Annotated in this window: 24 protein-coding genes; 18 read left to right on the top strand and 6 right to left on the bottom strand. The window is 67.4% G+C overall.

Going from position 1 to position 26,661, the window contains the following annotated elements; translation table 11 throughout:
• Window positions 1–16: 16 nt before the first annotated feature.
• Window positions 17–1,117, bottom strand: coding sequence for a DUF3866 family protein (locus E0H45_RS36010; RefSeq protein ID WP_131346166.1), 1,101 nt, complete (start codon window positions 1,115–1,117; stop codon window positions 17–19).
• A gap of 86 nt (window positions 1,118–1,203) precedes the next feature.
• Here E0H45_RS36010 and E0H45_RS36015 point away from each other — a divergent pair, with 86 nt between their 5' ends.
• Both E0H45_RS36015 and E0H45_RS36020 read left to right on the top strand, forming a co-directional pair.
• A complete protein-coding gene (locus E0H45_RS36015; protein ID WP_131346168.1) occupies window positions 1,204–2,160 on the top strand; it encodes a helix-turn-helix transcriptional regulator in 957 nt (318 codons plus the stop codon).
• On the top strand, window positions 2,157–3,128 hold the full coding sequence (locus E0H45_RS36020) for a helix-turn-helix transcriptional regulator (protein WP_131346170.1): 972 nt from the start codon (window positions 2,157–2,159) through the stop codon (window positions 3,126–3,128). The genes E0H45_RS36015 and E0H45_RS36020 overlap by 4 nt, the downstream gene beginning before the upstream one ends.
• Before the next feature lie 259 nt (window positions 3,129–3,387).
• Here the strand turns inward: E0H45_RS36020 and E0H45_RS36025 are convergent, their stop codons facing one another.
• Window positions 3,388–4,578 (bottom strand): winged helix DNA-binding domain-containing protein, encoded by a 1,191-nt coding sequence (locus E0H45_RS36025; RefSeq protein ID WP_131346172.1) that lies wholly within the window; start codon window positions 4,576–4,578, stop codon window positions 3,388–3,390.
• Between the two features lie 174 nt (window positions 4,579–4,752).
• Between E0H45_RS36025 and E0H45_RS36030 the strand changes: the two genes are divergently transcribed.
• The 5 genes from E0H45_RS36030 (at window position 4,753) to E0H45_RS36050 (ending at window position 7,965) form a co-directional block, all read left to right on the top strand.
• On the top strand, window positions 4,753–4,944 hold the full coding sequence (locus tag E0H45_RS36030) for a hypothetical protein (protein ID WP_131346174.1): 192 nt from the start codon (window positions 4,753–4,755) through the stop codon (window positions 4,942–4,944).
• A gap of 72 nt (window positions 4,945–5,016) precedes the next feature.
• Window positions 5,017–5,319 carry a twin-arginine translocase TatA/TatE family subunit gene (locus tag E0H45_RS36035; RefSeq protein ID WP_131346176.1) on the top strand — a complete coding sequence of 101 codons (303 nt, stop codon included), beginning with the start codon at window positions 5,017–5,019 and terminating at the stop codon, window positions 5,317–5,319.
• Between the two features lie 22 nt (window positions 5,320–5,341).
• Window positions 5,342–6,166: a twin-arginine translocase subunit TatC gene (gene tatC / locus E0H45_RS36040; RefSeq protein WP_238155597.1), complete on the top strand. Its 825-nt coding sequence runs from the start codon at window positions 5,342–5,344 to the stop codon at window positions 6,164–6,166.
• Window positions 6,166–7,038: a diacylglycerol/lipid kinase family protein gene (locus tag E0H45_RS36045; protein ID WP_131346178.1), complete on the top strand. Its 873-nt coding sequence runs from the start codon at window positions 6,166–6,168 to the stop codon at window positions 7,036–7,038. Before tatC ends, E0H45_RS36045 begins: the two co-directional genes overlap by 1 nt.
• A 99-nt stretch (window positions 7,039–7,137) precedes the next feature.
• On the top strand, window positions 7,138–7,965 hold the full coding sequence (locus E0H45_RS36050; protein WP_131346180.1) for a chitosanase: 828 nt from the start codon (window positions 7,138–7,140) through the stop codon (window positions 7,963–7,965).
• 59 nt (window positions 7,966–8,024) lie between these two features.
• On the opposite strand, the gene E0H45_RS36055 is transcribed toward E0H45_RS36050, so the two are convergent.
• Window positions 8,025–8,486: a MarR family winged helix-turn-helix transcriptional regulator gene (locus E0H45_RS36055; protein ID WP_131346182.1), complete on the bottom strand. Its 462-nt coding sequence runs from the start codon at window positions 8,484–8,486 to the stop codon at window positions 8,025–8,027.
• Window positions 8,487–8,555: 69 nt separating this feature from the next.
• Between E0H45_RS36055 and E0H45_RS36060 the strand changes: the two genes are divergently transcribed.
• From E0H45_RS36060 to E0H45_RS36070, 3 genes are read left to right on the top strand one after another with little or no spacing between them, the layout of a single operon-like run.
• Window positions 8,556–9,449: an alpha/beta hydrolase gene (locus tag E0H45_RS36060; RefSeq protein ID WP_131346184.1), complete on the top strand. Its 894-nt coding sequence runs from the start codon at window positions 8,556–8,558 to the stop codon at window positions 9,447–9,449.
• Window positions 9,450–9,458: 9 nt separating this feature from the next.
• Complete coding sequence (locus tag E0H45_RS36065) at window positions 9,459–12,275, top strand: DEAD/DEAH box helicase (RefSeq protein ID WP_131346186.1); 2,817 nt, start codon at window positions 9,459–9,461, stop codon at window positions 12,273–12,275.
• A 54-nt stretch (window positions 12,276–12,329) separates the two neighbouring features.
• On the top strand, window positions 12,330–13,616 hold the full coding sequence (locus tag E0H45_RS36070; protein WP_131346188.1) for a serine hydrolase domain-containing protein: 1,287 nt from the start codon (window positions 12,330–12,332) through the stop codon (window positions 13,614–13,616).
• Window positions 13,617–13,648: 32 nt separating this feature from the next.
• Here the strand turns inward: E0H45_RS36070 and E0H45_RS36075 are convergent, their stop codons facing one another.
• The gene (locus E0H45_RS36075; RefSeq protein WP_131346190.1) at window positions 13,649–14,389 is read right to left on the bottom strand and encodes a FadR/GntR family transcriptional regulator; all 741 of its coding nucleotides are present in this window, start codon (window positions 14,387–14,389) and stop codon (window positions 13,649–13,651) included.
• Between the two features lie 100 nt (window positions 14,390–14,489).
• On the opposite strand from E0H45_RS36075, the gene E0H45_RS36080 reads away from it, so the two are divergent.
• From E0H45_RS36080 to E0H45_RS36100, 5 genes are all read left to right on the top strand, one after another.
• Window positions 14,490–15,566, top strand: coding sequence for an enolase C-terminal domain-like protein (locus E0H45_RS36080; RefSeq protein WP_131346192.1), 1,077 nt, complete (start codon window positions 14,490–14,492; stop codon window positions 15,564–15,566).
• Between the two features lie 37 nt (window positions 15,567–15,603).
• Entirely contained in the window at window positions 15,604–16,905 is a 1,302-nt protein-coding gene (locus tag E0H45_RS36085; protein WP_131346194.1) for an ABC transporter substrate-binding protein, read from the top strand.
• 75 nt (window positions 16,906–16,980) lie between these two features.
• A complete protein-coding gene (locus E0H45_RS36090) occupies window positions 16,981–17,874 on the top strand; it encodes a carbohydrate ABC transporter permease (RefSeq protein ID WP_131346196.1) in 894 nt (297 codons plus the stop codon).
• Window positions 17,871–18,761: a carbohydrate ABC transporter permease gene (locus E0H45_RS36095; protein ID WP_202872686.1), complete on the top strand. Its 891-nt coding sequence runs from the start codon at window positions 17,871–17,873 to the stop codon at window positions 18,759–18,761. The genes E0H45_RS36090 and E0H45_RS36095 overlap by 4 nt, the downstream gene beginning before the upstream one ends.
• A gap of 25 nt (window positions 18,762–18,786) precedes the next feature.
• Window positions 18,787–23,568 (top strand): DUF7402 domain-containing protein, encoded by a 4,782-nt coding sequence (locus E0H45_RS36100; protein WP_202872687.1) that lies wholly within the window; start codon window positions 18,787–18,789, stop codon window positions 23,566–23,568.
• A gap of 3 nt (window positions 23,569–23,571) precedes the next feature.
• Here E0H45_RS36100 and E0H45_RS36105 read toward each other — a convergent pair whose 3' ends face one another.
• Window positions 23,572–24,036 (bottom strand): MarR family winged helix-turn-helix transcriptional regulator, encoded by a 465-nt coding sequence (locus E0H45_RS36105; RefSeq protein WP_131346198.1) that lies wholly within the window; start codon window positions 24,034–24,036, stop codon window positions 23,572–23,574.
• A gap of 64 nt (window positions 24,037–24,100) precedes the next feature.
• Between E0H45_RS36105 and E0H45_RS36110 the strand changes: the two genes are divergently transcribed.
• Window positions 24,101–24,472 (top strand): cupin domain-containing protein, encoded by a 372-nt coding sequence (locus tag E0H45_RS36110; protein WP_165546719.1) that lies wholly within the window; start codon window positions 24,101–24,103, stop codon window positions 24,470–24,472.
• On the opposite strand, the gene E0H45_RS36115 is transcribed toward E0H45_RS36110, so the two are convergent.
• Window positions 24,473–25,759 (bottom strand): glycoside hydrolase domain-containing protein, encoded by a 1,287-nt coding sequence (locus E0H45_RS36115; protein ID WP_131346202.1) that lies wholly within the window; start codon window positions 25,757–25,759, stop codon window positions 24,473–24,475. It abuts the gene before it with no gap.
• Between the two features lie 165 nt (window positions 25,760–25,924).
• Here E0H45_RS36115 and E0H45_RS36120 point away from each other — a divergent pair, with 165 nt between their 5' ends.
• Together E0H45_RS36120 and E0H45_RS36125 are read left to right on the top strand one after the other, a co-directional pair.
• Window positions 25,925–26,104, top strand: coding sequence for a nuclear transport factor 2 family protein (locus tag E0H45_RS36120; protein ID WP_131346204.1), 180 nt, complete (start codon window positions 25,925–25,927; stop codon window positions 26,102–26,104).
• Between the two features lie 26 nt (window positions 26,105–26,130).
• The gene (locus tag E0H45_RS36125; RefSeq protein WP_131346206.1) at window positions 26,131–26,604 is read left to right on the top strand and encodes a GyrI-like domain-containing protein; all 474 of its coding nucleotides are present in this window, start codon (window positions 26,131–26,133) and stop codon (window positions 26,602–26,604) included.
• Window positions 26,605–26,661 lie beyond the last annotated feature (57 nt).

Genomic DNA, 26,661 nt, shown 5'->3' on the forward strand with positions numbered 1-26,661 from the left:
GCGTGAGCCCGTTCGGTCAGGAGTACTGCGACCCCACTGCAGGTGGTGGTACATCCACCAGACGCGCGGCGTGCCGACCTGCGGCGGCAGCAGCCTCGAAGTAGGCGCGGTCCTCGTCCAGGGCGCGGCCCATCGTCGACAGCTTGACGGGGGCCGCCTGCAGCGCGTCGTACAGCCCGTCGACCCCCACACGTACCACGCGATGCCGTGCCTTCAACGGCTCGGCAGCATCCCGTACGGCGTCGCCGAAATCGCCGGAAAGATCCGGTACGACGACATCGGCCGGGTGGAGCGCCACGCGGCCGTACGCGGTGAGGCTGTGGTGCGAGATGCCCCGGTGGCGTGGACGTGGGTCCGCCTCCGAGATCCGGAGGGAGGCGACGGCTCTGCCGCCCAGTGTCCCGATCGCGTTGACCGCCTCACCTGACTGCACGCCGGAGAACCCCCAGCGAGTACCTGTGCCCAGGTTGCCCGGGCCCTGAGTGATGACGACCAGCTCCGCCGACAGGACCTGTACAGCGGTCAACAGCCCGGTGTGGACCGTCACCGCCTCACGGTCACCGCCGTACGCCTGGCCGACCGTCACGGTGCCGCTGAGCCAACCGGCGTCGCGCAGGGCCGCAACACTCCGCGAGAACGCCAGCGGCAGCGCACCGCCGTCTGTCATGACGTAGACGACTCGCGTGGTCGGCCGTGCCTCGTACACACCCGCCAGCACGGCCGGGAGTGCGGAGTGCAGGTCCGCGACCACTACCGGCGTACCGAAGAGGTCGTCCGCGTCCCGCAGTACGTCGTGATCGGGGGAGTCCTGCTCGTCCGCACCCAGCACCATCGCCTGCAGCGGCGTGTACCGCGCCTTCACCAGATGCCCGTGCTCCGGCGGGTCCTCCGGCAACCGGTCCGGTACGGCGACCACCAGCGCGTACCCACCTGTGCCCAGACCGCGGTCCAGCGCGCCCACGTTGAGCAGCACGCGGTCACCGGCCACCGGCGTACCGACCAGGTCCGGGTACGCCAGCGCGCGCACAGGCTGCTCGCCGACCATCACTGTCAGTTCCAGCGCGCCGGCCCAGCTCCGCCCGACCTGCGCCACCACACCGTCCCGCCACCGAATCACAGGGTGACACTAGCCGGTCGAACCGGTGTTCGAAGTTCTGGTGCGGAAGGCGGGTTTTGGACGCCCGGAGGCCGTAAGGTGGTCGGGTGTCGGCGCGGAAGAGTGAGCGACTGCTCAACGTGGTCATCTGCCTCCTGGTCGCGCGCACCTATGTGACCAAGGAGCGGATCCGCGAGGTCGTCGAGGGGTACGCGGGACAGACCGACGACGCCTTCGAGAAGATGTTCGAGCGCGACAAGGACGAGCTGCGCGACCTCGGCATCCCGATCGAGATGGGCACGATCGACAAGTTCTTCTCCGACGACGTCGGCTACCGGATCCGCCGGGACGTCTTCGAGCTGCCCGAAGTGCACCTGGAGCCGGACGAGGCCGCCGTGCTCGGCGTCGCCGCGCGGGTCTGGCAGCACGCCGGTCTGTCCGAGGCGACCACGTCGGCGGTGCTGAAGCTGAAGGCGGCCGGGATCCAGACCGACCAGTCGGCGCTCAGCGCGATCGAGCCGCACGTCGGCGCCTCGGAGCCGGCCTTCGACCCGCTGTGGGCCGCTGTCGTGGCGCGGCAGGCGGTGCGGTTCCAGCACCTGCGCAGTGGCGCGTCCGAGCCGACCAGGCGGACCCTCGAGCCGTGGGGGATCGTCTCCTGGCACGGCCGCTGGTACGTCGTCGGGCGGGACCGCGATCGCGAGGCGACCCGGATGTTCCGGATGTCGCGGATCGGCGGAGACGTGAAGACGGTGGGGGAGCCGGCCGCGTTCACGGTGCCGGAGGGGACGGACCTGCGGTCGCTGGTGACCGAACTGGCTCCGCCGCGGCCGACCTCGGAGGCGAAGGTGCGGGCGCGGACCGGGTCGTGTGTGAGCCTGCGGCGCCGCGCGAACGCCATCGAGCCGTACGAGGAGGGCTGGGACCTGCTGCACGTCCCGTACGCCGACTCGTCGGTGCTGGCGGAGGAGATCGCGTCGTACGGACCCGATGCGGTCGTCGAAGGACCCGGCGACGTACTGGACGGGGTGCTCTGGCGGCTGCGGACGGTGGCTGGGGCATGAGTAATGCACGAGACCAGGTGCAGCGGTTGCTGGCGCTGGTGCCGTACCTGCGGGAGAACGACGGTGCTCGCGTCGACGACGTCGCCAAGGAGTTCGGCGTACGGCCGAAGCAGATCATCGCGGACCTGAAGGTGCTGTGGTTCTGCGGGCTGCCGGGTGCGCAGATGGGCGATCTGATCGAGATCGACATCGAGGCGGCCGAGGGCGACGGGGTCATCCACATCAACAACGCGGACTACCTCGCGCGACCGCTGCGGCTGGCCGCGGCGGAGGCGCTGGCGCTGCTGACCGCGCTACGCACGCTGCGCGAGGTGACGGGCGGTCCGGACCGGGACGCCGTCGACCGCGCGATCGCGAAGCTGGAGCAGGCCGCCGGCGAGGCCGCGGCGGCGAGTGAGGGTGCGGCCGCGCACGTTCACGTCGAGCCGGCCGCACCGGAGATCGCCGAGATCGTCAACCGCGGGCTGGCCACGAAGCGGCGGTTGCACCTGACGTACGACGTACCGTCGCGGGACGAGACGACCGAGCGCGACGTGGACCCGATGCGGCTCGTCGTGTCCGAGGGACGCACGTACCTGGAAGCCTGGTGCCGCCTGGCCGAGGACGTCCGGCTCTTCCGCCTCGACCGCATCGCCGCGGTCAAGCTGCTCGACCTCCCGAGCGAGCCGCCGCCGGAGGCGACACCGCGGGACCTGTCCAACGGCATGTTCCAGCCGTCGGAGTACGACCTGCTGGCGACCCTCAGGCTCGCCCCGCCGGCCCGCTGGGTCGCCGAGTACTACCCGAACGAGTCCGTCGAAGAGGGCCCCGAGAACTCCCTCATCGTCAAACTCCGCGTCGCCGACACCGCCTGGCTCCAGCGCCTGGTCCTCCGCCTCGGCGGAGCCGCCACAGTCCTCGACCCACCGGACCTCACCACCCAGATCGCAGCCACCGCCCGCGACGCCCTGTCTGCGTACGACGTTTAGCTGTGATGCCCGGGGACGCTGGCTGGTCATTTCAGGTGGGCAGCAGTCCCCAGTTCCCCGACCTGGCCACCCTCAGCCCACCGACCCACACGCCAACACAAGAGCGGTTATCCCCTCGTGTTGGGGCTTCTCTGCTGGTGTGCGAGGGGAGAACCCCCAACACGAGGGGATATCCAGTCCCGTGCGGGGACAAACGCTCGAGTGGAGCAGGCTCGTATGGGGCTGGGCGACGGCCGGTGGGTGGGGGTGGTGCGGCGGGTCAGCCCTGGCTGAGCTGTTTCTCGAGCGGGGAGCGGAAGCGGGGCGTGACACGGACGCCTGTCAGCCAGGTGGTCCAGCGCGCGGCCTCGGCGTCGACGAGGGCCGTGGTGTCCGCGCCTACGTCCTCCAGTAACTGGTAGCGGACCTCGCCGGACTCGGGTTGGCCCCAGGCGCCGATGATCCGGCCGTCGGACCAGATGCTGGGGCCGATGTTGCCGGTGTTGTCGAAGAGCTTCGACTTGTGCGGGCCCAGGAACCACTCGCGTTCCTTCCAGCCCATGGGCGTCGGGTCGAGACCGGGCAGGAACGCCACCCACGGGTCGACCGGGACCTCCGGCGCCTCGTCGCCCGGGAGTACGTACCCGACCTGACCGTCCAGATCGACCTCGACCGCCTCGACAGCCGTCAGCGCCTTCCGCGTCTGGCCCAGCGTCCATCCGGCCCACCACTGCAGATCAGCCGTCGTACCTGGTCCGAACGACGCCAGCCACGCCCGCGCGAGCGTCACGCGCGCCTCCTCCGCGCTCGGCTTGTCGCCGAGCCCACCGGGCAGCCAGTCCTCAGCAGGCGACCACTGGTGCTGGCCGCTGAGCCACGTCCCCAGCGGGCGCCCTCGCACGATCCGTCCCTCAGCCGCGAGCTGGAACAACACCCGGCTCGTCACGTACGGCTGCGCGGCGTACGCCTTCCCGACCGCCATGTTGAGTCGCGTCCGCAACCGCGGTTCGTCAGCAGACAGCTCCTGCGCCGTCGCGGACCCCCGCAGCGCCAGCGCGGTCGCCGTCGACTCCTCGACTGCAGCCAGCCACTGCCCGCAGGACTCAGTGCCGTCCGCGATCCCTGACTCGGCCAGATGCTTGACGAGCAACTTCCGCTGCTTCACCGCGATGTCGTCCGTGCACGCCGCCTGCACCACAGGCGCGAACAGCGTCGGTACGACGAACACCGTGCGCCGCATGCCCAGCATCCGGATCAGCGAACGATCCTCATACAGTGCACGCTCCGTGCTCGCGACGTCACTCCCCGGCACGCGGGCGGCGACACTCAGATGCACCGTGGCCGGATCGGACGCGTGCAGCGCCGCCATCGACGCGGCCGCCTCGACCGCATCGCCCGCCTGGCAGCCCGCTCCGAGCCGATGCCGCCGCCCGAGCCGCGTCCGCCGCTCCTCGACCCCGATCCGCACCATCCACGACCCCTAGCCTCGCCCTGAACCACCCGTGAACCACTGTGAACCAGCTGTTGAGCCCCGCCGTACCACCCTGCGGGACACTCGGTTTTACCATCACGTTCCGACACCGTTGTCCGCCGAGACCCACCGCGGGACGTGGGCGGTGGGGCGGAACCGGCTAGGCTCCTGGGTATGTTCTGGTTCCTGCTGTTCCTCGCGGTGGTGGCGGTGTGGCTTCTGGTCCTCGCCCTGCTCGCGAAGAAACTGTGGGGCCAGGTCAAGGCACTGACGCGTGAGTTGGTCGCCGCCCAGTCCAAGCTGGACGCCGCACAGTTCGAGGCCGGGTCTGGACAGACCCGTGAGGACGTGCGCGCTCCGGCGTAGTATTCGGCCACGAACTCAGGCTCGAGTCCCGAGTTGATGTTGGCAGTGTTTGATGGTGAAAGGGAGATCGACATGGCAGCACCGCTCATCGGTATGCCCCAAGGCGCCGAGTGGCTCGTCATCCTCGCGATCGTCGTGCTGCTGTTCGGATCGGCCAAGCTGCCGGCGCTGGTGAAGCAGCTCGGCAAGTCGAAGAAGATCTGGGAGGAAGAGGTCGGCCCCAAGAAGAAGGACGCGGAGCTGACCGAGGAAGCCTCGCAGCCCCCGGCGCAGCAGGCCGTGCAGCAGACGCAGGCCCAGCCGGCTCAGCAGCCGAACCAGGTGAACGGCCAGGCGCCGGGCGACGGCCTGCCGCCGACGCACACGGCCAACTGAGCCGAACGCGTCACCTGTGTCGATGGTGAAGTTCGGGCGGCGGAAAGAGAAGAAGGACAGCCACCCGAAGGACCCAGAGGGTCGGATGACCCTGCGCGAGCACATTGTCGAGCTCCGTAACCGGTTGCTCATCAGTGTGCTCGCGATCGTGCTCGGAACGGTCGTCGGCTGGATCTTCTACAACCACGCCTTCGAGTTCCTGACCAAGCCGTTCGTGACCAGCGTCGCCGAGATGGCCAAGGACGCCGGCCAGTCCAAGACTCCGCAGCTGACCTTCCCGGGTGTCGGTAACGCGCTGACGTTCCGGATCAAGATCTCGGCGCTGTTCGGGCTGGTCCTGGCCGCGCCGGTGTGGCTGTTCCAGATCTGGGCGTTCGTTGCGCCCGGACTGCACCGCAGCGAGCGCAAGTGGGCCTACATCTTCTCGGCGATCGCGACACCGCTGTTCGCAGCCGGTATCGCGGTGGCGTACTGGACGCTGCCGAAGGGCATCGAGATCCTGCTGGGCTTCACCCCGCTCGACATCCAGAACCTGGTCGAGCTGCCCGACTACCTGGACTTCGTGCTCCGCACGATGCTGGTCTTCGGTGTCGCCTTCCTGATCCCGCTGGTGGTCGTGCTGCTGAACATGGTCGGCGTCGTACCCGCCGCCGCGCTCGGCAAGTTCCGGCCGTACATCATCCTGGTGATCTTCGTGTTCGCCGCCGTCGCGACGCCGTCCGGCGACCCGTTCACGATGTGCCTGCTGGCGGTCCCGATGTGCCTGCTGTTCTTCGTCGCCGAGATCATCGCGCGGTTCAACGACCGGCGCAAAGCCCGCCGCACCGACGAACTCCTGGCCGACTGATGAGCCGGAGAATCGCGCTGGTGGTCAACCCCACCAGCGGTCGCGGACGTGGTGCGCGGATCGCTCCGGCGGTTCGTGAGCGGCTCGCGGCGGCCGGCCTGACCGTCGACGTACACACCACCACTTGTGCCGAGGACGTCGGGAGGATCGCCGCCGAGGTGGTCGCCTCGGGAGCGGACGCGGTCGCGCTGATCGGCGGCGACGGCACGATCCATCTCGGCGCCCAGGTGCTGGCGAACTCCGGGATGCCGTTCGGCGTGATCCCGGCCGGTACCGGTAACGATTTCGCCCGCGGTCTCGGCGTACCGCTGAATGATCCGGCCGCTGCGGCCGACCTCGTGGTGGCCGGCCGGACCCGGACGATCGACCTCGCGGTGGCCAAGGACGAGTTCATCACCACGGTCGTGGCAGGCGGTTTCGACTCGCTCGTCAACAAGCGCGCCAACGCGATGAGCTGGCCGAAGGGCAACGCGCGCTACACGGTCGCGACGCTCGTCGAGCTGCGCACCTTCAAGCCGCTCGAGTACGTCGTGACGGTCGACGGCGAGGTGATCGAGACCAAGGCCATGCTGGTCGCGGTCGGCACCGGCCCGACGTACGGCGGGGGCCTGCAGATCTGCGCCGGCGCCGAGCTCGACGACGGTCAGCTGGACGTCACGATCATTCAGCCGGTGTCCCGGTTGACGCTGCTGCAGATGTTCCCGAAGCTCTCCAAGGGCACGCACGTCGGCCATCCGGCGGTGCGGACGCTCCGGGGGAGCTCGGTCCGGATCGAGTCGCCCGGTATCACGGCGTACGGCGACGGTGAGGTGCTCGGCCCGCTGCCGGTCGACATCGGCATCGCGCCGGGCGCCCTGACCGTCTTCGCCTGAGACGAAAACATTAACGTCCGAGGTATTCTCATTTCTGTCCTCCGTCTGATAGGAAAGCTTCCTAACAGTTCATTCCTCGGACGCCCCTCGGAGGACCACATGGAGTACCGCCCCACGCGCCGGACCACACTGCTGCTCGGCCTGTCGCTCGCCGCCGTGCCGGCCACCGGGCTCGCCGTCTCCCGCTACGCGCCGCATGCCGACGCCGCGGTGCAGGCGACCGGCCTCGACGACCCTGCGAAGAAGGAGATCGCGATGCAGATCGTCTGCAGCGCGGAGAACTCGTCGCTGGACTGGAAGGCGCAGTACAAGTACATCGAGGACATCGACGACGGCCGCGGGTACACCGCGGGCATCATCGGGTTCTGCTCGGGGACCCACGACATGCTCGAGCTGGTCGAGCTGTACGCCGACCGGAAGCCGAACAACGTGCTGCAGAAGTACCTGCCGGCGCTGCGCAAGGTGGACGGCAGCGACTCGCACAAGGGTCTCGACCCGAACTACACCAAGGACTGGAAGACCGCGGCGAAGGACTCGGCGTTCCAGCAGTGCCAGAACGACGAGCGCGACCGGGTGTACTTCAACCCGGCGGTGAGCCGTGGCAAGTCCGACGGGCTGCGCACCCTCGGGCAGTTCTGCTACTACGACGCGATCGTCATGCACGGCGACGGTGACGACGCGACCAGCTTCGGCGGTATCCGCAAACGCGCGCTCGCGAAGGCGAAGCCGCCGGCGCAGGGCGGCAACGAGACGACCTACCTGAACGCGTTCCTGGACGCGCGGGTCTGGGCGATGAAGCAGGAGGAGGCGCACAGCGACACCAGCCGCGTCGACACCGCGCAGCGGGTCTTCCTCCGCAACGGCAACTTCAACCTGAACACCCCGCTGGACTGGAAGGTGTACGGCGACCCGTACCACATCGGGTAGTCACCCAAGGCGCGCAGCCGGGCTCTCATCGGACCACCAGGGACGGGAGCCCGGCTGCGTCATGTCCGGGTCTCTGACCGATCCGTGCGGGGGTCGAGTTCGGCGCGTTGGCGGAGCGTCGAGAGACTGGTGGCGAGTTGGTCGAGGGCCGTCGCCGGGAGGACGGAGCCGACCCAGGTGTGCAGCTCGGCTTCGACGGTCGGCGTCGCGGCGGCGAGGATGTCGGCGCCTGCGGGCGTCAGCTCGACCAGCGACGAGCGGCGGTCGGACGGATTCGCCGTACGTCGGACGCGCCCGGCGGCCTCGAGCCGGTCGACGGCCTTGCTGGTGGCGCCGACCGTGATGGCCATCTCCCGTGCGAGGTCGTAGACCCGCGTCGTCCCGTGCGCCGCGATGAACCGCAGGAACTCGAACTGACCGAGCGGGAGCGCGTGCTCGGCCTTCAGTCGGGCGTCGAGCACGTTGTAGAGCCGCGTTTCCAACCGGACCAGGTCCGTGAACAATGCTGTGAGATCAGTCACGGAATTAGATTCCTCGGAATGTAGTTGCAGAGAACTATATTCCTCGGAATCTATCATCAGGAGACGGCGATGAGCGCTGAAGAACGCGAAGCAGCACGCAGCATGATGGAGAAGGGCAAGCTCGGCCAGACGCCGGAGCAGCAGCGGGCCGGATTCGACGAGCTGTTCGCGAGCCGCCCGCTCGGCGACGACGTCACGCTGGTCGAGCGCACGCTGGGAGGTGTACCAGCGCTCGACGTGCGCGTCGAGGGTGCGGACCAGGACGGGGTCATCCTCTACCTGCACGGTGGCGCCTACATCATCGGTTCGGCCCGGACCGGCGCGAACCTGGCGGTGCCGCTGTCCCGTCGCACCGGCGTCCCGGCGGTCTCGCTGGAGTACCGGCTGGCGCCTGAGCATCCGTTCCCGGCGGGGATCCACGACGCGTTGGCGGCGTACCGGGAGCTGGCGGGTCAGAACGTCGTAATTGCTGGTGACTCGGCCGGTGGTGGGCTCGCGTTGGCGGTGCTGCTCGCGGCTCGCGCGGAGGGGTTGCCGCAGCCGGCCGGGGCGGTGCTGTTCTCGCCGTGGACCGACCTGGCGCTGACCGGACCCAGCATCGACGCGCGGGGTGACTACGACCCGCTGTTCAGCCGCGCCAACATGGTTGAGTCCGCCGAGCTCTACCTGGGCGGCGCGGACCCGCACAACGAGCTGGCCAGCCCGGTGTTCGCGGACCTGAAGGGCTTGGCGCCGCTGCTCGTGCAGGTCGGTTCGGCGGAGGTCCTGCTCGACGACTCGCTCCGCCTGGTGGCGCGGGCCGCGGAGCAGGAGGTGGACGTCAGCCTCGACGTGGTCGCCGGTGCGCCGCACGTGTACCAGTACTTCGCCGGGCTCATGCCGGAGGCCGACGAGGCGCTCGACCACGCCGCGACCTTCATCAAGAACCGGCTCCGCGACAAATCTGTAGGAGGAGTCGCATAGATTGGTCGCATGAGCACTCCGTCCGAGAAGTACGCCACGTTCCGCTCGGACCAGGAGCATCCCGCCGTGAAGGACTTCCGGGCGCTCTACGACTTCGAGCTGGACGAGTTCCAGCTGCGCGCCTGCGCCGCCCTCGAGGACGGTCACCAGGTGCTGGTCGCAGCGCCCACCGGCTCCGGCAAGACGCTGGTCGGCGAGTTCGCCGTCCACCTGGCCCTGGAACGCGGCCAGAAGTGCTTCTACACCACCCCGATCAAGGCCCTGAGCAACCAGAAGTACGGCGATCTGGTGAGCAGGTACGGCGCGGACAAGGTCGGCCTGCTCACCGGTGACAACTCGGTCAACTCCGAGGCCCCCATCGTCGTGATGACGACCGAGGTCCTCCGCAACATGCTGTACGCCGGATCGCAGACCCTGCTGGGGCTGTCGTACGTCGTGATGGACGAGGTGCACTACCTGGCCGACCGGGCCCGTGGCGCGGTCTGGGAAGAGGTGCTGATCCACCTGGCGGACTCGGTGTCGGTGGTCTCGCTGTCGGCGACCGTGAGCAACGCCGAGGAGTTCGGCGACTGGCTGGAGACCGTCCGCGGCAACACCGTGGTCGTGCTGGAGGAGAAGCGGCCGGTGCCGCTGTTCCAGCACGTGATGGTGGGTAAGCGGCTGCACGACCTGTTCGCCGGTGAAGCGCCGACCGCGAGGGTCGGCGCTCCCGCGAAGCCGTCCAAGTCGGGCAACCCCGCGAAGGAGGTCAAGGCCGATCTCAGGGATCTGGTGAACCCGCAGCTGGTCCGGATCGCGCGGGACGACAACCGGATCTTCCGCGACGACTCGCGCAAGCCACGCCGGCGTCGCGATCTGCCGAAGGGGCGGCCGGCCCGGACCCACTTCACGCCGTACCGCTCGGATGTGGTGGAGGAGCTGGACGCCGGTGCGTTGCTCCCGGCGATCTTCTTCATCTTCTCCCGCAAGGGCTGTGAGGACGCGGTCGTGCAGTGCCTGCGGTCCGGCCTGCGGCTGACCAAGCCGTCGGAGCGCGACGAGATCAAGCGAGTGGTCGCCGAGCGTACGGCGGACCTCCCGGACGAGGACCTCGGCGTGCTCGGGTACCACGACTTCGCCGAGGCGCTCAGCCGGGGCATCGCCGCGCACCACGCGGGCATGCTGGCGGCGTTCAAGGAGGTCGTCGAGGAGCTGTTCGCGCGCGGCCTGATCAAGGTCGTGTTCGCGACCGAGACACTTGCCCTGGGCATCAACATGCCGGCGCGCACCGTCGTACTCGAGAAGCTGTCGAAATGGAACGGCGAGGCGCACGTCGACATCACGCCGGGGGAGTACACGCAGCTCACCGGTCGCGCCGGGCGGCGCGGGATCGACGTCGAGGGGCACGCGGTCGTGCTCTGGCAGCCCGGGTTCGACCCGCGGGAGGTCGCAGGGCTGGCCAGCACCCGTACGTACCCGCTGCGGTCGTCGTTCTCCCCGTCGTACAACATGGCCGTCAACCTGGTGCGTCAGGTCGGGCGGACGCGGGCACGGGACATGCTCGAGCTGTCGTTCGCGCAGTTCCAGTCCGACCAGGCAGTGGTCGGGCTGGCGCGGCAGGTGCAGCGCAACACCGAGGCGCTGGAGGGGTACAAGGAGTCGATCGAGTGCCACCTCGGCGACTTCCTCGAGTACGCCGCGCTGCGCCGGCGGATCGGTGACCGCGAGGCGTCCGGCTCCAAGCGGCGCAAGCTCGACCGCCGGGTCGAGGCGCAGGAGTCGATCGAGAAGCTGCGGACCGGTGACATCATCCGGATCCCGGCCGGCCGGAGCGCGGGCTGGGCGCTGGTGCTCGACGCGGGCATGCGGTCGGAGCGGGAAGGGCCGCGGCCGACCGTGCTGACGCTGGACCGGCAGGTGCGGAAGCTGTCGATGGTGGACTTCCCGACGCCGGTCGAGGCGATCGGCACGTTGCGGATCCCGCGGAAGTTCAACCCGCGCAACCCGCAGCAGCGCCGGGAGCTGGCGCAGGTACTGCGGACCAGGACCGACCTGCTCGGTGAGGACGGGCCGCCGTCACGGTCACGGGGCAAGGATGTCGTCAGCCACGCGGACGACCCGGAGCTGCAGGAGATGCGGGCGGAGTTGCGCGCGCACCCGTGCCACGGCTGCTCGGACCGCGAGGACCACGCCCGCTGGGCGGAGCGGTACTTCCGGCTCGACCGGGAGAACCGTGATGTGCAGCGGAAGATCGAGCAGCGGACGAACACGATCGCCCGCCAGTTCGACCGGGTTTGCCAGGTGCTCGACGCGTTGCACTACCTCGACGGTGACAAGACGACCGAGGCCGGCGACCGGCTGGCGCGGATCTACACGGAGCTCGACCTGGTCGCGGCTGAGTGCCTGCGGCAAGGAGTCTTCGACGACCTCACCGTGCCGGAGCTGGCCTCGTGCCTGGCCGCGCTGGTCTACGAGTCGCGGTCGAAGGACGAGCCGACGTCACCGCGGTTGCCGCGGGGCGACGTACAGCAAGCGATCGAGCGGATGGGGTCGATCTGGCGGGACCTGTCCGCGCTGGAGCGGGACATGCGGGTGGACTTCCTGCGGTCCATGGACCTGAACTTCTGCTGGCCCGCGTTCCGCTGGGCGTCGGGCGCGTCCCTGGCCGAGGTCCTGTACGAGTCCGACCTGGCTGCCGGCGACTTCGTCCGCTGGGTCAAGCAGCTCATCGACCTCACCGAACAGATCGCCGACGCCGCCGGCGACACCGCGCTCCGCAAGACAGCGCGCTCCGTCGTCGACCAGATCCGCCGCGGCGTGATCTCCTACGCATCCATGGTCGAGTAGACCTCTTTGGGTGAAAGAATTCCTTCGCGCAGTACGTAGTTGTAAACCCCTGCCTTGAAGGAGAAGACGTTCGTGGAGTTGTCGCGCCGGAATCTCGGGAAGTTGGCTGTTGCGACGGGTGCCACTGCTGCGGTGGGCACCGGTGCCGGGTATCTGATCGGGCGGCCTGCTGATGCGGCCGCGACCTGGAAGACCACCGGGACCGCGGTGCCGGCGTTGGCCGGGTTCGACAACCAGATGAAGGCGTTCATGCAGGCCCGTGGCGTCACGGCCGGGCAGGTTGCTGTGACGTACAAGGGTCGCCTGGTGCTTGCCCGCGGCTACAGTACGTCGACGGCGCTGACCGTGCAGCCGACGTCGTTGTTCCGGATCGCGAGCCTGTCCAAGTCGTTCACCGCGGCCGCGATCGTGAAGCTCGTCCAGGACGGGAAACTCAGCCTGTCGACGCCGGTCGCGAACATCCTCGACATCACGCCGGCGAGCGGGCTGACCCGGGACTCGCGCTGGTCGACGATCACGCTGTGGAAGCTGCTGCAGCACCTCGGCGGGTGGGACCGGGACGTGTCCGGTGACCCGAACTTCAAGGACGCGACCATCTCGCGCACCCTCGGCGTACCGCTGGAGCTGCAGCACGCGGACGTGATCAAGTACATGGCCGGGCAGAAGCTCGACGTCGACCCGGGCACGAAGTACGCGTACTCGAACTTCGGGTACCTGCTGGCCGGCCGGGTGATCGAGAAGGTCAGCGGCCTGAGCTACGAGAACTACGTGAAGCAGAAGCTCCTGGCCCCGTTGAAGATCACGAGGATGTCGCTCGGCTACACGATCGCGAAGCACAGCGGCGAGACGTCGTACGAGTCGCAGTACTCCGGGCCGACCGTGCTCGACATGACCGGCAAGACCGTGGCCGCGCCGTACGGCTCGTTCAGCATGCGGATCCAGGACGCCAACGGCGGCTGGATCGCGAGCGCGCCGGACCTGGTGCGCTGGGCGAGGATGTTCGACGCGCCGTCGAGCGTGCTGAACAGCACGTCACTCGGCCGCGTATGGGCGAAGCCGTCCACCGGTGTGAACGCCGACGGCTGGTACTACGGTCTCGGCTGGCAGATCCGCCCGGTCACCGGCGGCACCGGTCGCAACACGTGGCACACCGGCAGTATGCCCGGCACGTACACGCTGGTCGTCCGCACGTCCGGCGGGCTGAGCTGGGCCGCCCTCGTCAACCGCCGCGACGACGCCAGCGGCAAGTCGTACGGCGACATCGACGCAGCCATGTGGACCGCCGCCAACGGCGTGAAGTCCTGGCCGACCCACGACCTGTTCCCGCAGTACTTCAGCTAGACATCGCGCACGACGCTCAACCCACGGACGGTTCAGTGGGTTGAGTGGGTCTTGATGTGCCAGGCGCTCAGGATGTGTGTGCGCATCGCCGCACGTGCCGCCTCCGGATCACCGGCCTCGATCGCCGCTGCGATCGCGCTGTGGCCGGTCTGCGCATGCCGGAGTTGCTCGGTGGTGGGTGTGCTTCCCGAGTACCGGCTGCTGCTGCGGGCGTGCCCGTGGAAGCTGGCGGCGATGGCCCGTCCGATGTCGTTGCCGGACAACGCCAGGACGGCATCGTGGAACTTCAGATCCAGGTCGAGGTAACGGCCGGGGTCGTCGACAGCCTCGCCCAGCTCCTCGATCAAGGGTTGCAGCCCGGCGGCCTGTTCGTCGGTACGGCGGCTTGCCGCCACAGCGGCCAGTTCACTCTCCAGCGCGACGCGAACGTGCACCAGGTCGGTCAGCACCGTCAGTGAATCGTCGTGCCGGATCCGCGCGTCGAGGACGTCGTCGTCCATCGGGTTCCACTGCGTGGCCGGCGCGACCACCGTGCCGTGGCCCTGCCGGATGATCACCAGGCCTCGCTGCTGCAGTGACTGAAGCGCCTCCCGGATGACGATCCGGCTGACGCCGAACTCGTCGCAGAGCGCCTGCTCACCCGGCAGGGCCTCGCCGACCGGGAGGCGTCCGCTCACCACAGCGTCGATCAGGTCCTCGACGACTGTCGTCGCCAGCCGCAGTGATCGTCGCGGCACGCGCTCGCCCTTGCGGAGTCCGACATTGGTGGTCATTGGCAGCCGCTCGCCTTCCCGTTGGTCTCGAACAGTCTACGGCCTCTTGTCTGCTCGTAATACATGTGCTGTTATGACGTCTTATGGGAAGGAGAACAGAGTGCGGATCGTCGAGGTGAGTGTGTGGCCGGTCGTGATACCGGCCGCCCGTCCAGCGTTTCGGTGGCGGGACGGCCTGCTTGGTTCGCCGGACGGCGACGGCACGGGCGCCGTGCTGGTGATCACGACTGAGGACGGGGTGCAGGGCCGGGCGTTCGACCCGCACGGGGCGATCGTCGGCGACATCGCTCGCCGGTTGCTGGCCGAAGCTCTCGTCGGCCGGGACGCGGCTGACCGTGAGTTGTTGTGGCATGCCATCTGGGAGCTGGACCGGATCGAGGAACTGCCCATCTACGCGCTCGGTCTGGTCGACGTGGCGCTGTGGGACATGGCCGGCCGCCGGGCGGGCTTGCCGGTACACGAGTTGATGGGCACGTTCCGGCGCAGCATTGCGGCGTACGCGTCGACGACCACCTTCGCGACGGTGGGGGAGTTCCTCGAGGTGGCCGACCAGTGCCTGGAGCGGGGATTCACCGCGATCAAGTTGCACGCCTGGGGCGATGCGCGGCGTGATGCGGAGCTCGCTTGCGCGCTGCGTGAGCATGTCGGAGACAAGGTCGAGTTGATGTACGACGGCTCGGCCGGGTTCGATCTCGCGGACGCCGTCTACCTGGGCCGTGCCCTCGGCGACGCCGGGTACCGGTGGTACGAGGAACCGATGCGTGAGTTCAGCATCACGGCGTACCGGTGGCTGAGTGAGCGTGTGTCCATTCCGTTGCTGGTCGGGGAGACGTCGGACGGCGCCCACTACAACATGGGTGACTTCGTCGCGAGCGGCTGCGCGACCTACGTGCGCACGAGTGCCCGGTACAAGGGCGGGCTGACCGGTGCGTTGCGGATCGCGCACCTTGCGGACGCCTTCAGGCTCCGGGCCGAGGTGCACGGAGGCGGCCCGGAAAGCCGCCACTTGTGCATGGCGATCGCGAACACCACCTACTACGAGTCGCTGGTGACGAGCAATCCCATCGTGACCGAGGACTGCATCGGACCCGACGGCGCAGTCGTGGCACCGACCGAACCCGGCGTCGGGCTGCCGGACGTCGTCGAGGAACAACTCGACCAGGCCACCCGAAGCTGACGACCGGCATCCATCAAACACCACGAAAGAGATCAAGATGCGTACACGACGGCGTACCAAGCAGTTCGTACTGGCGGCCACCGTCGCCGCCTGGGCTCTCGCCCTCACCGGATGCACAGCCGGCGTCGCGGAGCCGTCCGGTTCCGGCGACGAGGTCTCGCTGACCTTCCTCGTTTCCGAAACGCCGAACCTCACCGCGCAGTACTGGGACGACGCGATCGCTCGCGCCTCCGAGAAGGTGCCGGGCGTCACGATCAAGAAGGTCGTCGGCGAGAACACCCCGGCCTACGCGCAGCAGCTGTTCGCGTCCGGACAGGCACCTGACATCTTCGCAACGGGGATCGCGAACGGCCTTGCGCAGAAGGGCATGCTCGCTGAATACACCCGCGACGAGATGGAGAAGGCCGGCGTCACCGACTTCACGTCGGGCACGATCAACGGCAAGTTCTACGGCGTCGCTGTCGGCGCGCAGGCGATTCCGCTCGTGTACTACAACAAGGACCTCTTCACGAAGGCCGGCATCAGTGACGCGCCGAAAACCTACGCGGAGCTGCTCGACGACTGCGCGAAGTTGAAGGCGGCAGGCATCACCCCGTTCGAGATCGGCGGCGGCGGCAAAGACACCTGGGCGACGAACTTCGCGCTGGCGTCCGCGGTGGCCGCTGACGTCCTCACCGTCGACCCGGGCTGGTTCCTCAAGCGCGCGAAGGGTGAGGTGAAGTTCAGTGACCGGGTGTTCGTCGGCGCAGCCAAGAAGGTGCAGGACCTCACCCAGAACGGGTACGGCGACAAAGCCGCGATGACGCGCTCGTACGCCGACCTCGAGCAGGCGTTCCTCGGCGGCAAGGCTGCGATGTATCCGATGGGTTCGTGGTTCGCCGCAGCCGCTGACAAGGCGAAGCTGACCAATATCGGTGTCTTCGGCTGGCCGAGCGATGCCGGCAAGTCGGCGGTCCCGACCGTCAGCGGCTCAGGAATGAACGTGAACGCGAAGTCGAAGAACGTGGAGCTCGCCAAGAAGTGGTCGCTGGCCTTCGCCACCGACAAGCAGAACCGTGACCTCGGAGTCATCACCGACGGGGACATCGTCACGGTCAAGGACTATGAGATCCCAGGCAACGTCGGTGCGGTCTACAAGGAAACTGTGAAGGCCTACGACGCGGCTCTCGCAGCCGGCGCGACGGTTCCCGCCTGGGCCAACATTACTGGCGACGGCGCACTGCCGCCGGGATTCTCCGACCTGATGACTGCGGCGAACGTCGACCTGCTGACAGGCAAGAAAACGCCTGCGCAGTTCGCCCAGTACCTCGACCAGAAATACGCTGCGGCGCAAAAGTAGCCGTACCGTCTCAACCCGAGCGGGATCGGTGCCGGCACGGCCCGTCCCCGCCGTGAAAAGGCCTTACGTATGCAAATGCAGAACAAGTACCGGTTGGCTCCGCGCAATCCCCTCCACGTCCTCTTGTTCGCGGTCCCCGGCGCCGTGCTCTACGCGGTGTTCGTCCTCTGGCCGTTGCTGCTCGCGCTCTGGTCGAGCTTCACCGACGAGGACGCCTACAGACTCACCACCTCGTTCGTGGGGTTCGACAACTATGGTCGGTTGTTCACCGATCCCGCCTATCTGCAGACGTTGCGGAACACGGTGATCCTCGCCCTCATCTGCATCGTCGTACCGAACGCGCTCGGCCTCGGGATCGCCGTTCTGCTCGACCGCGCCGGGTGGGCGTTCAACGTGATGCGGGCGGTGTTCTTCATTCCCGTCATCCTGTCGTCGGTGGTCGTCGCGGTGATCTGGCAACAGATGCTGAAGGACGACGGGTTGATCAACGCGTCGCTGCGGGCGTTCGGGGTGGCCGACCCGCCCGGATGGCTTTCCGACCCGTCGCTCGCGCTCTACAGCGTCGGGTGGATCACCGCCTGGCAGGCCGTCGGAACCTGCGTCGTCCTGTACCTCGCCGGGCTGCAGAGCATTCCGAAGGAACTGCTCGAGGCCGCATCGATCGACGGCGCCGGGCCGGTCAGGCGCTTCCGCGCCGTCACCTGGCCGCTGCTCGCTCCGTCGGTCACGATCATGACCGTCCTGTCGATGATCGGCGGGTTCAAGATCTACGACCAGGTCAAGGTCATGACGAACGGCGGTCCGGGCGTCGGCACGACCTCGACGCTCGCGTTCGACGTCGTACGAACCGGTATCGACGCCGGTGCGGTGGGCTACGGTGCCGCGAAGGCCGCCGCCATGTTCTTCATGATCGCTGCGATCTCGTTGCTCGCCATTCGCGTCATGCGCCGCAGGGAAGTGGACCTGTGACCGCGGAAGCCGGCGTCGGTCACCGCACGAGCGGCCGCCGGCAGCTCGCCAGCCAGATCGAAGCCGGTCGCGCTGGGCCGGCGCGAACGTTGATCGCGCTGATCCTGACCGCTGTCTTCATCTACCCGATCTACCTCGTGGTCCTGAATGCGTTCAAGACGCAGGACGCCATCTACCGGTACCCGGGCCTGCCGACCCTGTCGTTGACGTGGCGAAACTTCGTCGACGTCCTCACCCGCCCTGACGGGTTGTTCTGGACCGGCCTGATCAACAGTGTTCAGATCACCGTCGTCGGCACCCTGCTCTCGACCGTGCTGGCCGCGATGATGGCGCACTACATCGTGCGGTCGACCGGATGGTTCGCCAAGATGCTGTGGGTCGTCATTCCGCTGGGCGTCATGATCCCGCCGGCCACGACGTTGCTCCCGTTGCTGCGCATGATGCGGGACCTGGGGTTGATCGGCTCGGTGTTCGGGCTGATCGTGCTGTACGTGGCGGGCAGCCTGCCGTTCGGTGTGCTGGTGTTCACCGGGTTCATGCGAACCATCCCGAAGGAGCTCGAAGAGGCCGCGGCGATGGACGGCGCCGGACCGGTCCGTACGTTCTGGTCGATCGTGTTCCCGCTCCTGCGCCCCGCCGGCGCGAGCGTCGTCATTTTCATTGCGGTCGGCCTGTGGAACGACTTCATCACTCCGCTGATCATTCTTGGCCCGGCCAACGGAAGCACCATCACCGTCGGCATGTACCGCCAGATCAGCGAACACGTCTCGAACTACGGCGCGGTGTTCGCGTACATGGTGCTCGCCACGATTCCGATTCTCGTTCTGTTCATCTTCATGCAGAAACACTTTGTGAAGGGACTGCTCGGTGGCGCAACAAAGGGATAACCGACGGAAGATCCTGTCCGGAGCCTTGGCGGCTGCGATCGCACTGGTGATCGCAGTAGGCGGGAGCGTTGTCGCCGGACCGCAGGCTCGTGCGGCTCAGACAGCCGGTACGGCGCCGTACCTGAACCAGTGGCTGGTTTCGGGGCCGTACGCCGACCCGGTGGTGGAGCAGGCTGCTGGACCGGTCGTGCCGGCGGTGGGTACGTCCGGCTGGCAGTACTTCGACGACCGGATCTTCAACCGGAACTACGACGACTACAACGACTTGATGGGCTACTTCGACGTCAAGCAGGGGCAGTCGACCGTCGGCAAGTGGGTGCTCGCCGGAAGCTACGTTTACAGCCCGGTCGCGCAGACCGTTCAGTGGCAGGTCGGGGGATCGGGCCTGTACCGGCTGTTCGCCAACGACTCTCCGGTCGGGCGACAGGACGCCGTGCCCGGTCGGGTGAACAAGAGCGGCACGAAGTACCCGATCCACCTGACCGAGGGCTGGAACAAGTTGCTGATCGAGATTCAGCACCAGAACCCCGGTACCACCAAGAACTTCGCCGGCTTCTACGCCAGGATCGGCGACGACGTCGGCAACACCGTTCCCGGATTGATCTACTCGGCTGCCGGGCCGAACGTTGCCGACGGCAAGCTGAGCGTCATCACCACAGGACTGGGCATCGACCGGACCGCGTTCGAGAAGCGCAACGCGAACGTTCCGGCCAACGACTACCCGTCCAACACGCTGCCGTACGCCTACGACGAGAACCCGTACGTCGGGATGGTGGCAACGATCGACGGCAGCCGGAACACCTCGAGCATCGCGCCGCAGGCGTCACCGTTCACGTTCCAGGCAGCCGGCGGCAGCCCGGGCTACACCTGGTCGATGGCCGGCGGACAACTCCCGCCGGGCCTGACGCTGGCGCCGGACGGTCATCTCGACGGCACCGTCGCCGACGGGGCGAACGGCGCCGGACAGAAGGACTACAGCTTCACCGTCAAGGCGACCGATGCCGGCGGAGCCACGGCCGCGAAGCCGTACACCATCACGGTCAAGAAGAACCCGGTCGACTGGTTCATCGACGGCAAGATGTCGGCCCTGTCGCACACCACGGGCACGATGCCGAACCTGTACGACCCGAACTTCAACTACGACGAGTGGGCGCAGACGGCCAAAGAGATGGGCATGACCATGCTCTCGACCGAGAGCCTGCAGAACACCATCTACTTCTGGCCGTCCCCGAACGCGAACCTCACCCCGAACAACGCCAACAAGCTCTACAAGTACGACGCCCTGTACCCGGCCGCGGACGGCAAGTGGCAGGTGAAGGACCGGGTCCTGCAGGCCAAGCAGGCGGCCGAGCGTTACGGACTGAAGTTCGGGGTGTACCTGTCCTCGCTGTACGAGGGGCAGGAGATCCTGGAGAGCGACATCCAAGGCCTGGTCGCACGCTACGACCCCTGGTATGTCTTCGCCGACGGCGGTCCGGAGAGCTACTCCAATCCTGATGTCGCCTGGAGCTCCGCACGCAACTACAACGACCGGGTTCTGATCGACGCGAACCCGAACGCGCAGACCGGCGACCAGGACATCACGCTGCACGAGCGGCCGTTCTGGAACAGCGAGCCGTACAACGAGGGCGGCTGGCGCTCCGGGATCCTGCCGCAGGGCCGAAAGGTCGCCCACGAGGAGTGGAACGACCCGTACACGACGGCTCTCGACATCTGGACGCAGTACGCCAAGGGCAACGAGCGGGACGACTGGGCCGAGGCGACGAAGGAACTGATCAACCAGTACGGCCACGGCTACGTCATGAACTACGACTCGTCGATCACCGTCACGCGCGGCATGGACAACCTGAGCAGCAACCTCGACAACACGAACATCTTCTCGATGGTGCCGATCTCCTCGCAGCAACTGTCGGACATGCGGGCCTCGATCGTGAAGTGGATGAACAACGGACGCGGACCCGACCTGCGCGAGTCGATGTACGGCACGACGCCGTACACGATGGACTACGCCTTGAAGCCTGGCTGGTTCACCGACCCACAGAAGGCGATCGCCCACGGTCAGGGGCCGGACTGGGGTTACGCCATGTCCCGCGACCAGTACGTGTACCTGCATCTGGTCAAGAACCAGATTCAGGGGACCGCGAAGACGGGCTTCACCGGCCAGTCGCAGCTGAGCCACCTCGGCCCGTTCGACTATCCGGTCGACCAGGTGCAGTGGCTGAACAAGGGCAGCTCGTTGCCGTTCACAACGGAGAAGACGAACGGCAAGTACTACGTCTCGCTCGACACGACCGGTGTGACGGCGGATCCCATCGACACGATCTTCAAGGTGAGGACCAAGAGTCCGGTCCGGAAGTACAAGCTGACGAGTGTCAAGCTCTTCAGCAGTCAGACGGCGGCTGACCGCCTGCAGTTGCGCGCCGAGAGCTACATGAACGACCTCACGAACGTCCTTGCCCCGGCCAGGCTCCAGTACACCAGCAGCAATGCGCGGGTCGCTGCCGTGAGCGCGGCGACCGGTCTGGTGACAGCCGTCGGCGACGGTACGGCGACCATCACCGTGACGGCGACGTACGACGACGGCGTGAACTCGCCGCAGGTCAAGACCGACACCTACCCGGTCAAGGTGCGGGACCGGGCGATCTCGGCGGCCCTTCCGCTTGCCGGCGTCAACCTGCTCACGAACGGCGCGCTGTTCTGGGGACAGTTCGGCACTGACAAGGACGTCCCGGTGACCTTCAAGGGCTTCACCGCCAAGGGTGGTGAGGTCGACATCCTCGATGCTTCCGGCATCAAGTACCACTACGCGACGGTCGACGGCAGGCGCGACAATGCCACGGGCAAGGTCACGGTGACCGAGGTACCGGCAGGCCAGACGCCGTTTGTGGTCGAAGGCAACAGGATGCGATTCACCGGCAAGGTTTCCGCCCCGACGATGTTCAGCTACTGGGCCGATGTGACGGTCGCGGGGAAGCGCTACACCTCGACCCGGAACTACATCACCTTGACTCCGGACGCCAACGTGGCGGCGGGAGTCACACCGAAGACGACCAGTGACGCCGGGCACGCCCGGTTGCTGTCCGACGGGACGATCAACGACGCCACCGGCGGCAATCTCGCGAAGTGGTCGGCTCCGGCGAGCGACCAGAATCCGAGCATCACCTACGACCTCGGCAAGATGCAGGACGTCTCACGGGTCAACGTCTTCTTCAATCACCACATGCCGAACGCGGACAATGTCACGTACTACAACGCGCCGAAGCAGGTGAAGCTCGAGTACAGCGCCGACGGCTCACACTGGACCGCCGGCAACGAGACGACCACCCTGTCCGGCGCCGGGCTGCCGACCTCGAGGAACACGCAGGCCGTACCGCGGACCGACACGACGCTGTACGGGTGGGAACAGGACGGCCTGTACTACAACTATCCGATCGATCCCGCCCGGCCGAGCGTTCCCGCACGCTACGTGCGGATCTCCTTCCCCGGTGGCGGCCAGGACGGCAGTCCGATCGACGTTCTCGAGGCCCAGATCTTCTCGTTGCGGGATCTGACCGCGTTGGGCAGCCTGAAACTCGACCCGAAGGCCGGTACCGACGGCCGGACGGCAACGATCGACGTCAAGGGGTACTCCTTCCTGGGCGCACCTCTCGACCTTCGAACCGCGGACCTCACGCTCACCACCGACAACCCGTCCGTGGTGACTGTCGGCGCGGACCGGGTGCTCTCGTCGGCCGGCGCGGGCAGGGCTCGGATCAGCGTCACCGCGGAGCTGGCCGGTTACCGTGCCGGCGACTACTTCTACGTCGACGTCGATGCGGACGGGCGCATGACGTTCCCCGCGTTCGTGAAACAGGTGGAGCTTGCGCTGAGCAACACCTCGGTCAAGGTGAACGAACCGGTCGTCGGCACGGTCAAGGGAACTCTGAACACCGGAGCGCAGGCCAACCTGTCGAAAGCAAAGATCGACTACGTGCTCAACGACAGCAGGTTGGCGACCGTGCCGGGCAGCAACACGATCGTGCTGAAGGAACCGATCGCCGGCTCCTTTCACGCGACCGCAAAGGCAGTCGTGACTCTGGATGGCGTGACGGTCGAGTCGACGCCGGCAACGATCACTGCGCTGGCCGACAACATCGCCGGCTCGGCCACGGTGACCGTCTCGTCCGTCCGCGACCGCAACGGCGTCCCGGACGGCAACAACCAGGACGACCGCTACCTGGGGACCAAGGCGACCGACGGCAGCAAGTCGACGTCCTGGGCAGCAAAGCAGGCGGACCGGACCCCATGGATCAAACTGCAGTTCCCGTCGCCCGTCGAGATCGACCACGTGAACCTCGTCGACCGCGGCGCCGACATCAACCAGATCGTGGACGGCGTGCTGGAGTGGGAGGGCGGCAGCAGGAAGGTGACCGGCATCCGGTGGGACGGCCAACCCGACAACATCGTCACCTTCGATGCTCCGGTGCGGACAAGCTGGGTGAAGTTCACCATCGATCCGGACAGCACCTACAACAATCCGAGCGGAGCAGAATGCGGACTGGCGGAGTTCGGCGTCTTCGAGGCCCAGAAGTCCAGGACGATCGTGGATTTCAAGCCGATCGCCGTTGATACGACGATCGGCAAGGTCCCCACACTGCCCGCGCAGACCGAGGCTGTCTACAGTGACGGCACCACCGGATCCGTCGCGGTGACCTGGGATCCGATCACGTCGGACATGGTGGCCGAGCGGGGATGGTTCACCGTCCACGGCGCCGTGGCGGAGACCTCGGTCAAGGCGGCAGCCACCGTCAACGTGGCCGATCGGTAGCGGCTAGAACATCAATGCGCGGAAGCGGGGCGTGCTGATCTGGGTTTCGCCGGCCATGTCGGTCAGCACGTCGCGCAGGGTGTCGACGGCTTCGTCGCCGAGGCTTTTGCGGAGTCTGCGCTCGTAGGTCTGGTGGAATCGCCGGGCGGCGGCGAGGGCTCCGTTGCCGCGCTCGGTGAGGTGCAGCAGGCGGGCGCGCGCGTCGGTCGGGTCGGGGCGGCGTTCGACGTACCCGCGGCGCTCCATGTCGTCGACGATCTGGCTGGCGCCCTGCTTGGTGATGTCGAGTCGCTCGGCCAGGCCGGTGATCGTGGTCGGGCCGTCGTGCAGCGTCCGGAACACGAAGCCGTCCGACCGGCCTTGGTCGTCGTACCCCTGAGCGGCGACGTACTCGCGGAGCTCGCGGACGAACTCCTGCTCCGCGAGGAGCAGGAGGATTCCGATATCAGGCTTGCCCGAACGCGTCATACCCGTCATGATAGTCAAGCTGACTTGGTCAAGTCAGCTTGACTAAATGATTTGGGGGAACGCAATGCATGTCATCCCTGCGGCAGAAGCGCCGCGGTTCCAGTTGCCGGGCGTCGAGTTCACCGTGTTCGCTTCGCCGAGCCTCGGGTCGGCCGGGCTGTGCGCGTGGCGGCTGACCGTTGACGTCGGGCACGGCGGCGATGCGCCGCACACGCTCGACCGCGACGAGATCTTCACGGTGCTGAGCGGCTCGGTGCAGTTCGGCCCGGACGGCGACAAGCTCGGTGCTGGCGACTCCGTCGTGGTCCCTGCGGGCGAGCCGATCTCGCTGACCAACCTCGGTGAGGACAAGGCGGAGCTGATCGTCGCCATCACGGCAGGCTTCACCGGCTACATGGCCGATGGCACCACGGTCCAGCCGCCCTGGTCCAAGTAATCAGCAGCGCCGGATAGGTACGGTGTACGTCGTCTTGCTCGCGGTGGCGACGTAGTAGTCGGTGACCCAGCTGCCGTCACTCAGCCGGTCCCAGACCGCGGTAGTGCCGACCTTCGAGCCGGGCGCCTGGCAGGTGACCCACGCCAGCGAGCCGATCGGCAGAGTGCTCGGGTACGTCGCATACGCCGTACCCGGGCCGTGCCGCCGGGTCAGACTGTTGATCGTGGTTTGGAACGGGAAGCTGCAGCCGGGCAGCGGCGCGCTGTACCCGGTCTTGTTCGGCGTCCGCACGTAGTAGTCGGTTACGTAGGTGCCGTCGATGAGCTTGTCCCACACCGTCGTGGTACCGACCTTCGGGCCGAAGGTCTGGCAGACGACGCGGAGCGAGGTGTTCGCCGCGATGGTCGAGCGGATCGGGTACGCGCTCGACGGTCCGCTGTACGAGTGGACCGTCGTACGGACGGTGTATCTGTAGGCAACACTCGCCACCGGTGCGTCGAAACGGTCGCTGTCGATGTTGAGCGTCACGCCGCCATGGGTCTCGTTGTGGTCGCCCTGGTACTGCTTGCCGCGCTGCCCGACGGCCCAGAACGTGTTGGGGATACCAGCCCATCCTGTGAGCAGGCTGCTGTTGTCCCAGCGCGCGATCCACAGTGCGTCGGGGCGGGCGTACGACGGGGAGTTGTACGCCGCAGCGAGGTCGGGCGCCCCTGAGCTCAGGTTGGCATACACGCCAGACAGGTAGCGCTGCAGGTGCAGTTGCTTCGTCCAGGCGGACAGGTAGTGCAGGACGGCGGAACGGCAGGCGGCGTTGGTGTTGTCGTAGTTCTCCATGTCGTTGTAGAGCGCACTGCCAGGCAGGAGGCCCAATGCCTTGGCCTTCGCGACTGCGTCGTCCGCGTCCCGGACCGCCTCGCGGTTGGACGCGGTCGTCGACATCTTGTACGTCCGGGTGCCGCAGGGTGCTTGAAGTCCTAGATAGATCGGGACGAGGCGCCATCCCATCGCGGTGACGGATGCGACCCACGCCGGGGTCAGCTGTGGCTGGGCACACGACCGGTTGACGCCACCGAAGTAGATCCCGATCGCCTTGTACGGCGAGGACTTCCACGCGGTCATCTGAGCGAGCGTCGGCGCCGTACACGTGTCGAACGCGAGTCCGGTGAACCGCGTCGCCGTCGTCCCGGCGTTGTAGGTGATCGGCGTCGTCGGCTCGGCCACCGCGGGCGCGGCAGGGCCGACCAGCAACACCCCGAGAGCTGCAGCGAGAACCTTGACCTGGAACATGACGGCCACCCCCAGTCTCAGTACACCCTCAGGAATCCGCCGGCGCCAGCCCTCAAAAGATGATCGCCAGGGTACGGCCGCGCAGGTCCGTCGACCAGGCTTGCCTTCGCGAGGCCCGCTCGGGCGGGCTTCCCGGTGGTGTTCGACCGGTTCACGAAGCTTCAGGTGAACGAGACGCTCGATCCCGAGGTCGCCGTGGTCGAGTACGAGTTGGCGGGGGAGATCGCTACCACTGGGGAGCGCGGGTCCGCGCGGTTCATCGGCGTACTGCGGGTGCGGGACGGGCGGATCGTGGGGTGGCGCGAGTACCAGAACACCTCTGCGATCCAGCACGCGCTAGGTTGAGTTCAACGGCGATTCTGGGAGGTCCGATGCCGGAGATCGTGGAGGTTGGGGAGCGGCCGTACGTCGCTCTGCGGGGCAAGGTCGCGATGGACGGGATCGGTGCGTTCGCGGACCGGATGGGCGAGGTGGTCGACTGGCTCGCCGCCAAGGAGATCGCGCCGAACGACGCGCCGTTCTTCAAGTACGACGCGGTCGACATGGAGGCCGGGCTGGTGCTCGAGATCGGGTTCCCGGTCGACGACCTGCGCTCCGGCGAGGGCGAGATCGTCACCGGTGTACTGCCGGCCGGACGCTACGCGACCGCTACCTATCACGGTCACCCCGACGGCCTGCTCGGAGCGACCCGCGACCTGCTCGCCTGGGCCGAGGAGCAGGGCCTCGAATGGGACGCGGACGGCGCCCACTGGGCCGCCCGCCTGGAGATCTACCGCTCGGACCCGCGCGAGGTCCCAGACATGAACGACTGGGACACCGACCTCCAGTTCAAACTGAAGGACTAAGGGCGTGTCTTCCGCTCCCGCGCCTACTGCGCGGCACTCGGCACGGCACCTCGCCGC

Source organism: Kribbella soli (genome assembly GCF_004331345.1).
GTDB lineage: Bacteria > Actinomycetota > Actinomycetes > Propionibacteriales > Kribbellaceae > Kribbella > Kribbella soli.

Excerpts from the sequence above, each read along its gene's own strand:
- E0H45_RS36115 (WP_131346202.1), bottom strand. The coding sequence starts at position 25,759 with ATGTTCCAGGTCAAGGTTCTCGCTGCAGCTCTCGGGGTGTTGCTGGTC.
- E0H45_RS36050 (WP_131346180.1), top strand. The coding sequence starts at position 7,138 with ATGGAGTACCGCCCCACGCGCCGGACCACACTGCTGCTCGGCCTGTCG.
- E0H45_RS36030 (WP_131346174.1), top strand. The coding sequence starts at position 4,753 with ATGTTCTGGTTCCTGCTGTTCCTCGCGGTGGTGGCGGTGTGGCTTCTG.
- E0H45_RS36110 (WP_165546719.1), top strand. The coding sequence starts at position 24,101 with ATGCATGTCATCCCTGCGGCAGAAGCGCCGCGGTTCCAGTTGCCGGGC.
- E0H45_RS36035 (WP_131346176.1), top strand. The coding sequence starts at position 5,017 with ATGGCAGCACCGCTCATCGGTATGCCCCAAGGCGCCGAGTGGCTCGTC.
- E0H45_RS36060 (WP_131346184.1), top strand. The coding sequence starts at position 8,556 with ATGAGCGCTGAAGAACGCGAAGCAGCACGCAGCATGATGGAGAAGGGC.
- E0H45_RS36090 (WP_131346196.1), top strand. The coding sequence starts at position 16,981 with ATGCAGAACAAGTACCGGTTGGCTCCGCGCAATCCCCTCCACGTCCTC.
- E0H45_RS36125 (WP_131346206.1), top strand. The coding sequence starts at position 26,131 with ATGCCGGAGATCGTGGAGGTTGGGGAGCGGCCGTACGTCGCTCTGCGG.
- E0H45_RS36085 (WP_131346194.1), top strand. The coding sequence starts at position 15,604 with ATGCGTACACGACGGCGTACCAAGCAGTTCGTACTGGCGGCCACCGTC.
- E0H45_RS36105 (WP_131346198.1), bottom strand. The coding sequence starts at position 24,036 with ATGACGCGTTCGGGCAAGCCTGATATCGGAATCCTCCTGCTCCTCGCG.
- tatC (WP_238155597.1), top strand. The coding sequence starts at position 5,342 with ATGGTGAAGTTCGGGCGGCGGAAAGAGAAGAAGGACAGCCACCCGAAG.
- E0H45_RS36075 (WP_131346190.1), bottom strand. The coding sequence starts at position 14,389 with ATGACCACCAATGTCGGACTCCGCAAGGGCGAGCGCGTGCCGCGACGA.
- E0H45_RS36025 (WP_131346172.1), bottom strand. The coding sequence starts at position 4,578 with ATGGTGCGGATCGGGGTCGAGGAGCGGCGGACGCGGCTCGGGCGGCGG.
- E0H45_RS36045 (WP_131346178.1), top strand. The coding sequence starts at position 6,166 with ATGAGCCGGAGAATCGCGCTGGTGGTCAACCCCACCAGCGGTCGCGGA.
- E0H45_RS36065 (WP_131346186.1), top strand. The coding sequence starts at position 9,459 with ATGAGCACTCCGTCCGAGAAGTACGCCACGTTCCGCTCGGACCAGGAG.
- E0H45_RS36020 (WP_131346170.1), top strand. The coding sequence starts at position 2,157 with ATGAGTAATGCACGAGACCAGGTGCAGCGGTTGCTGGCGCTGGTGCCG.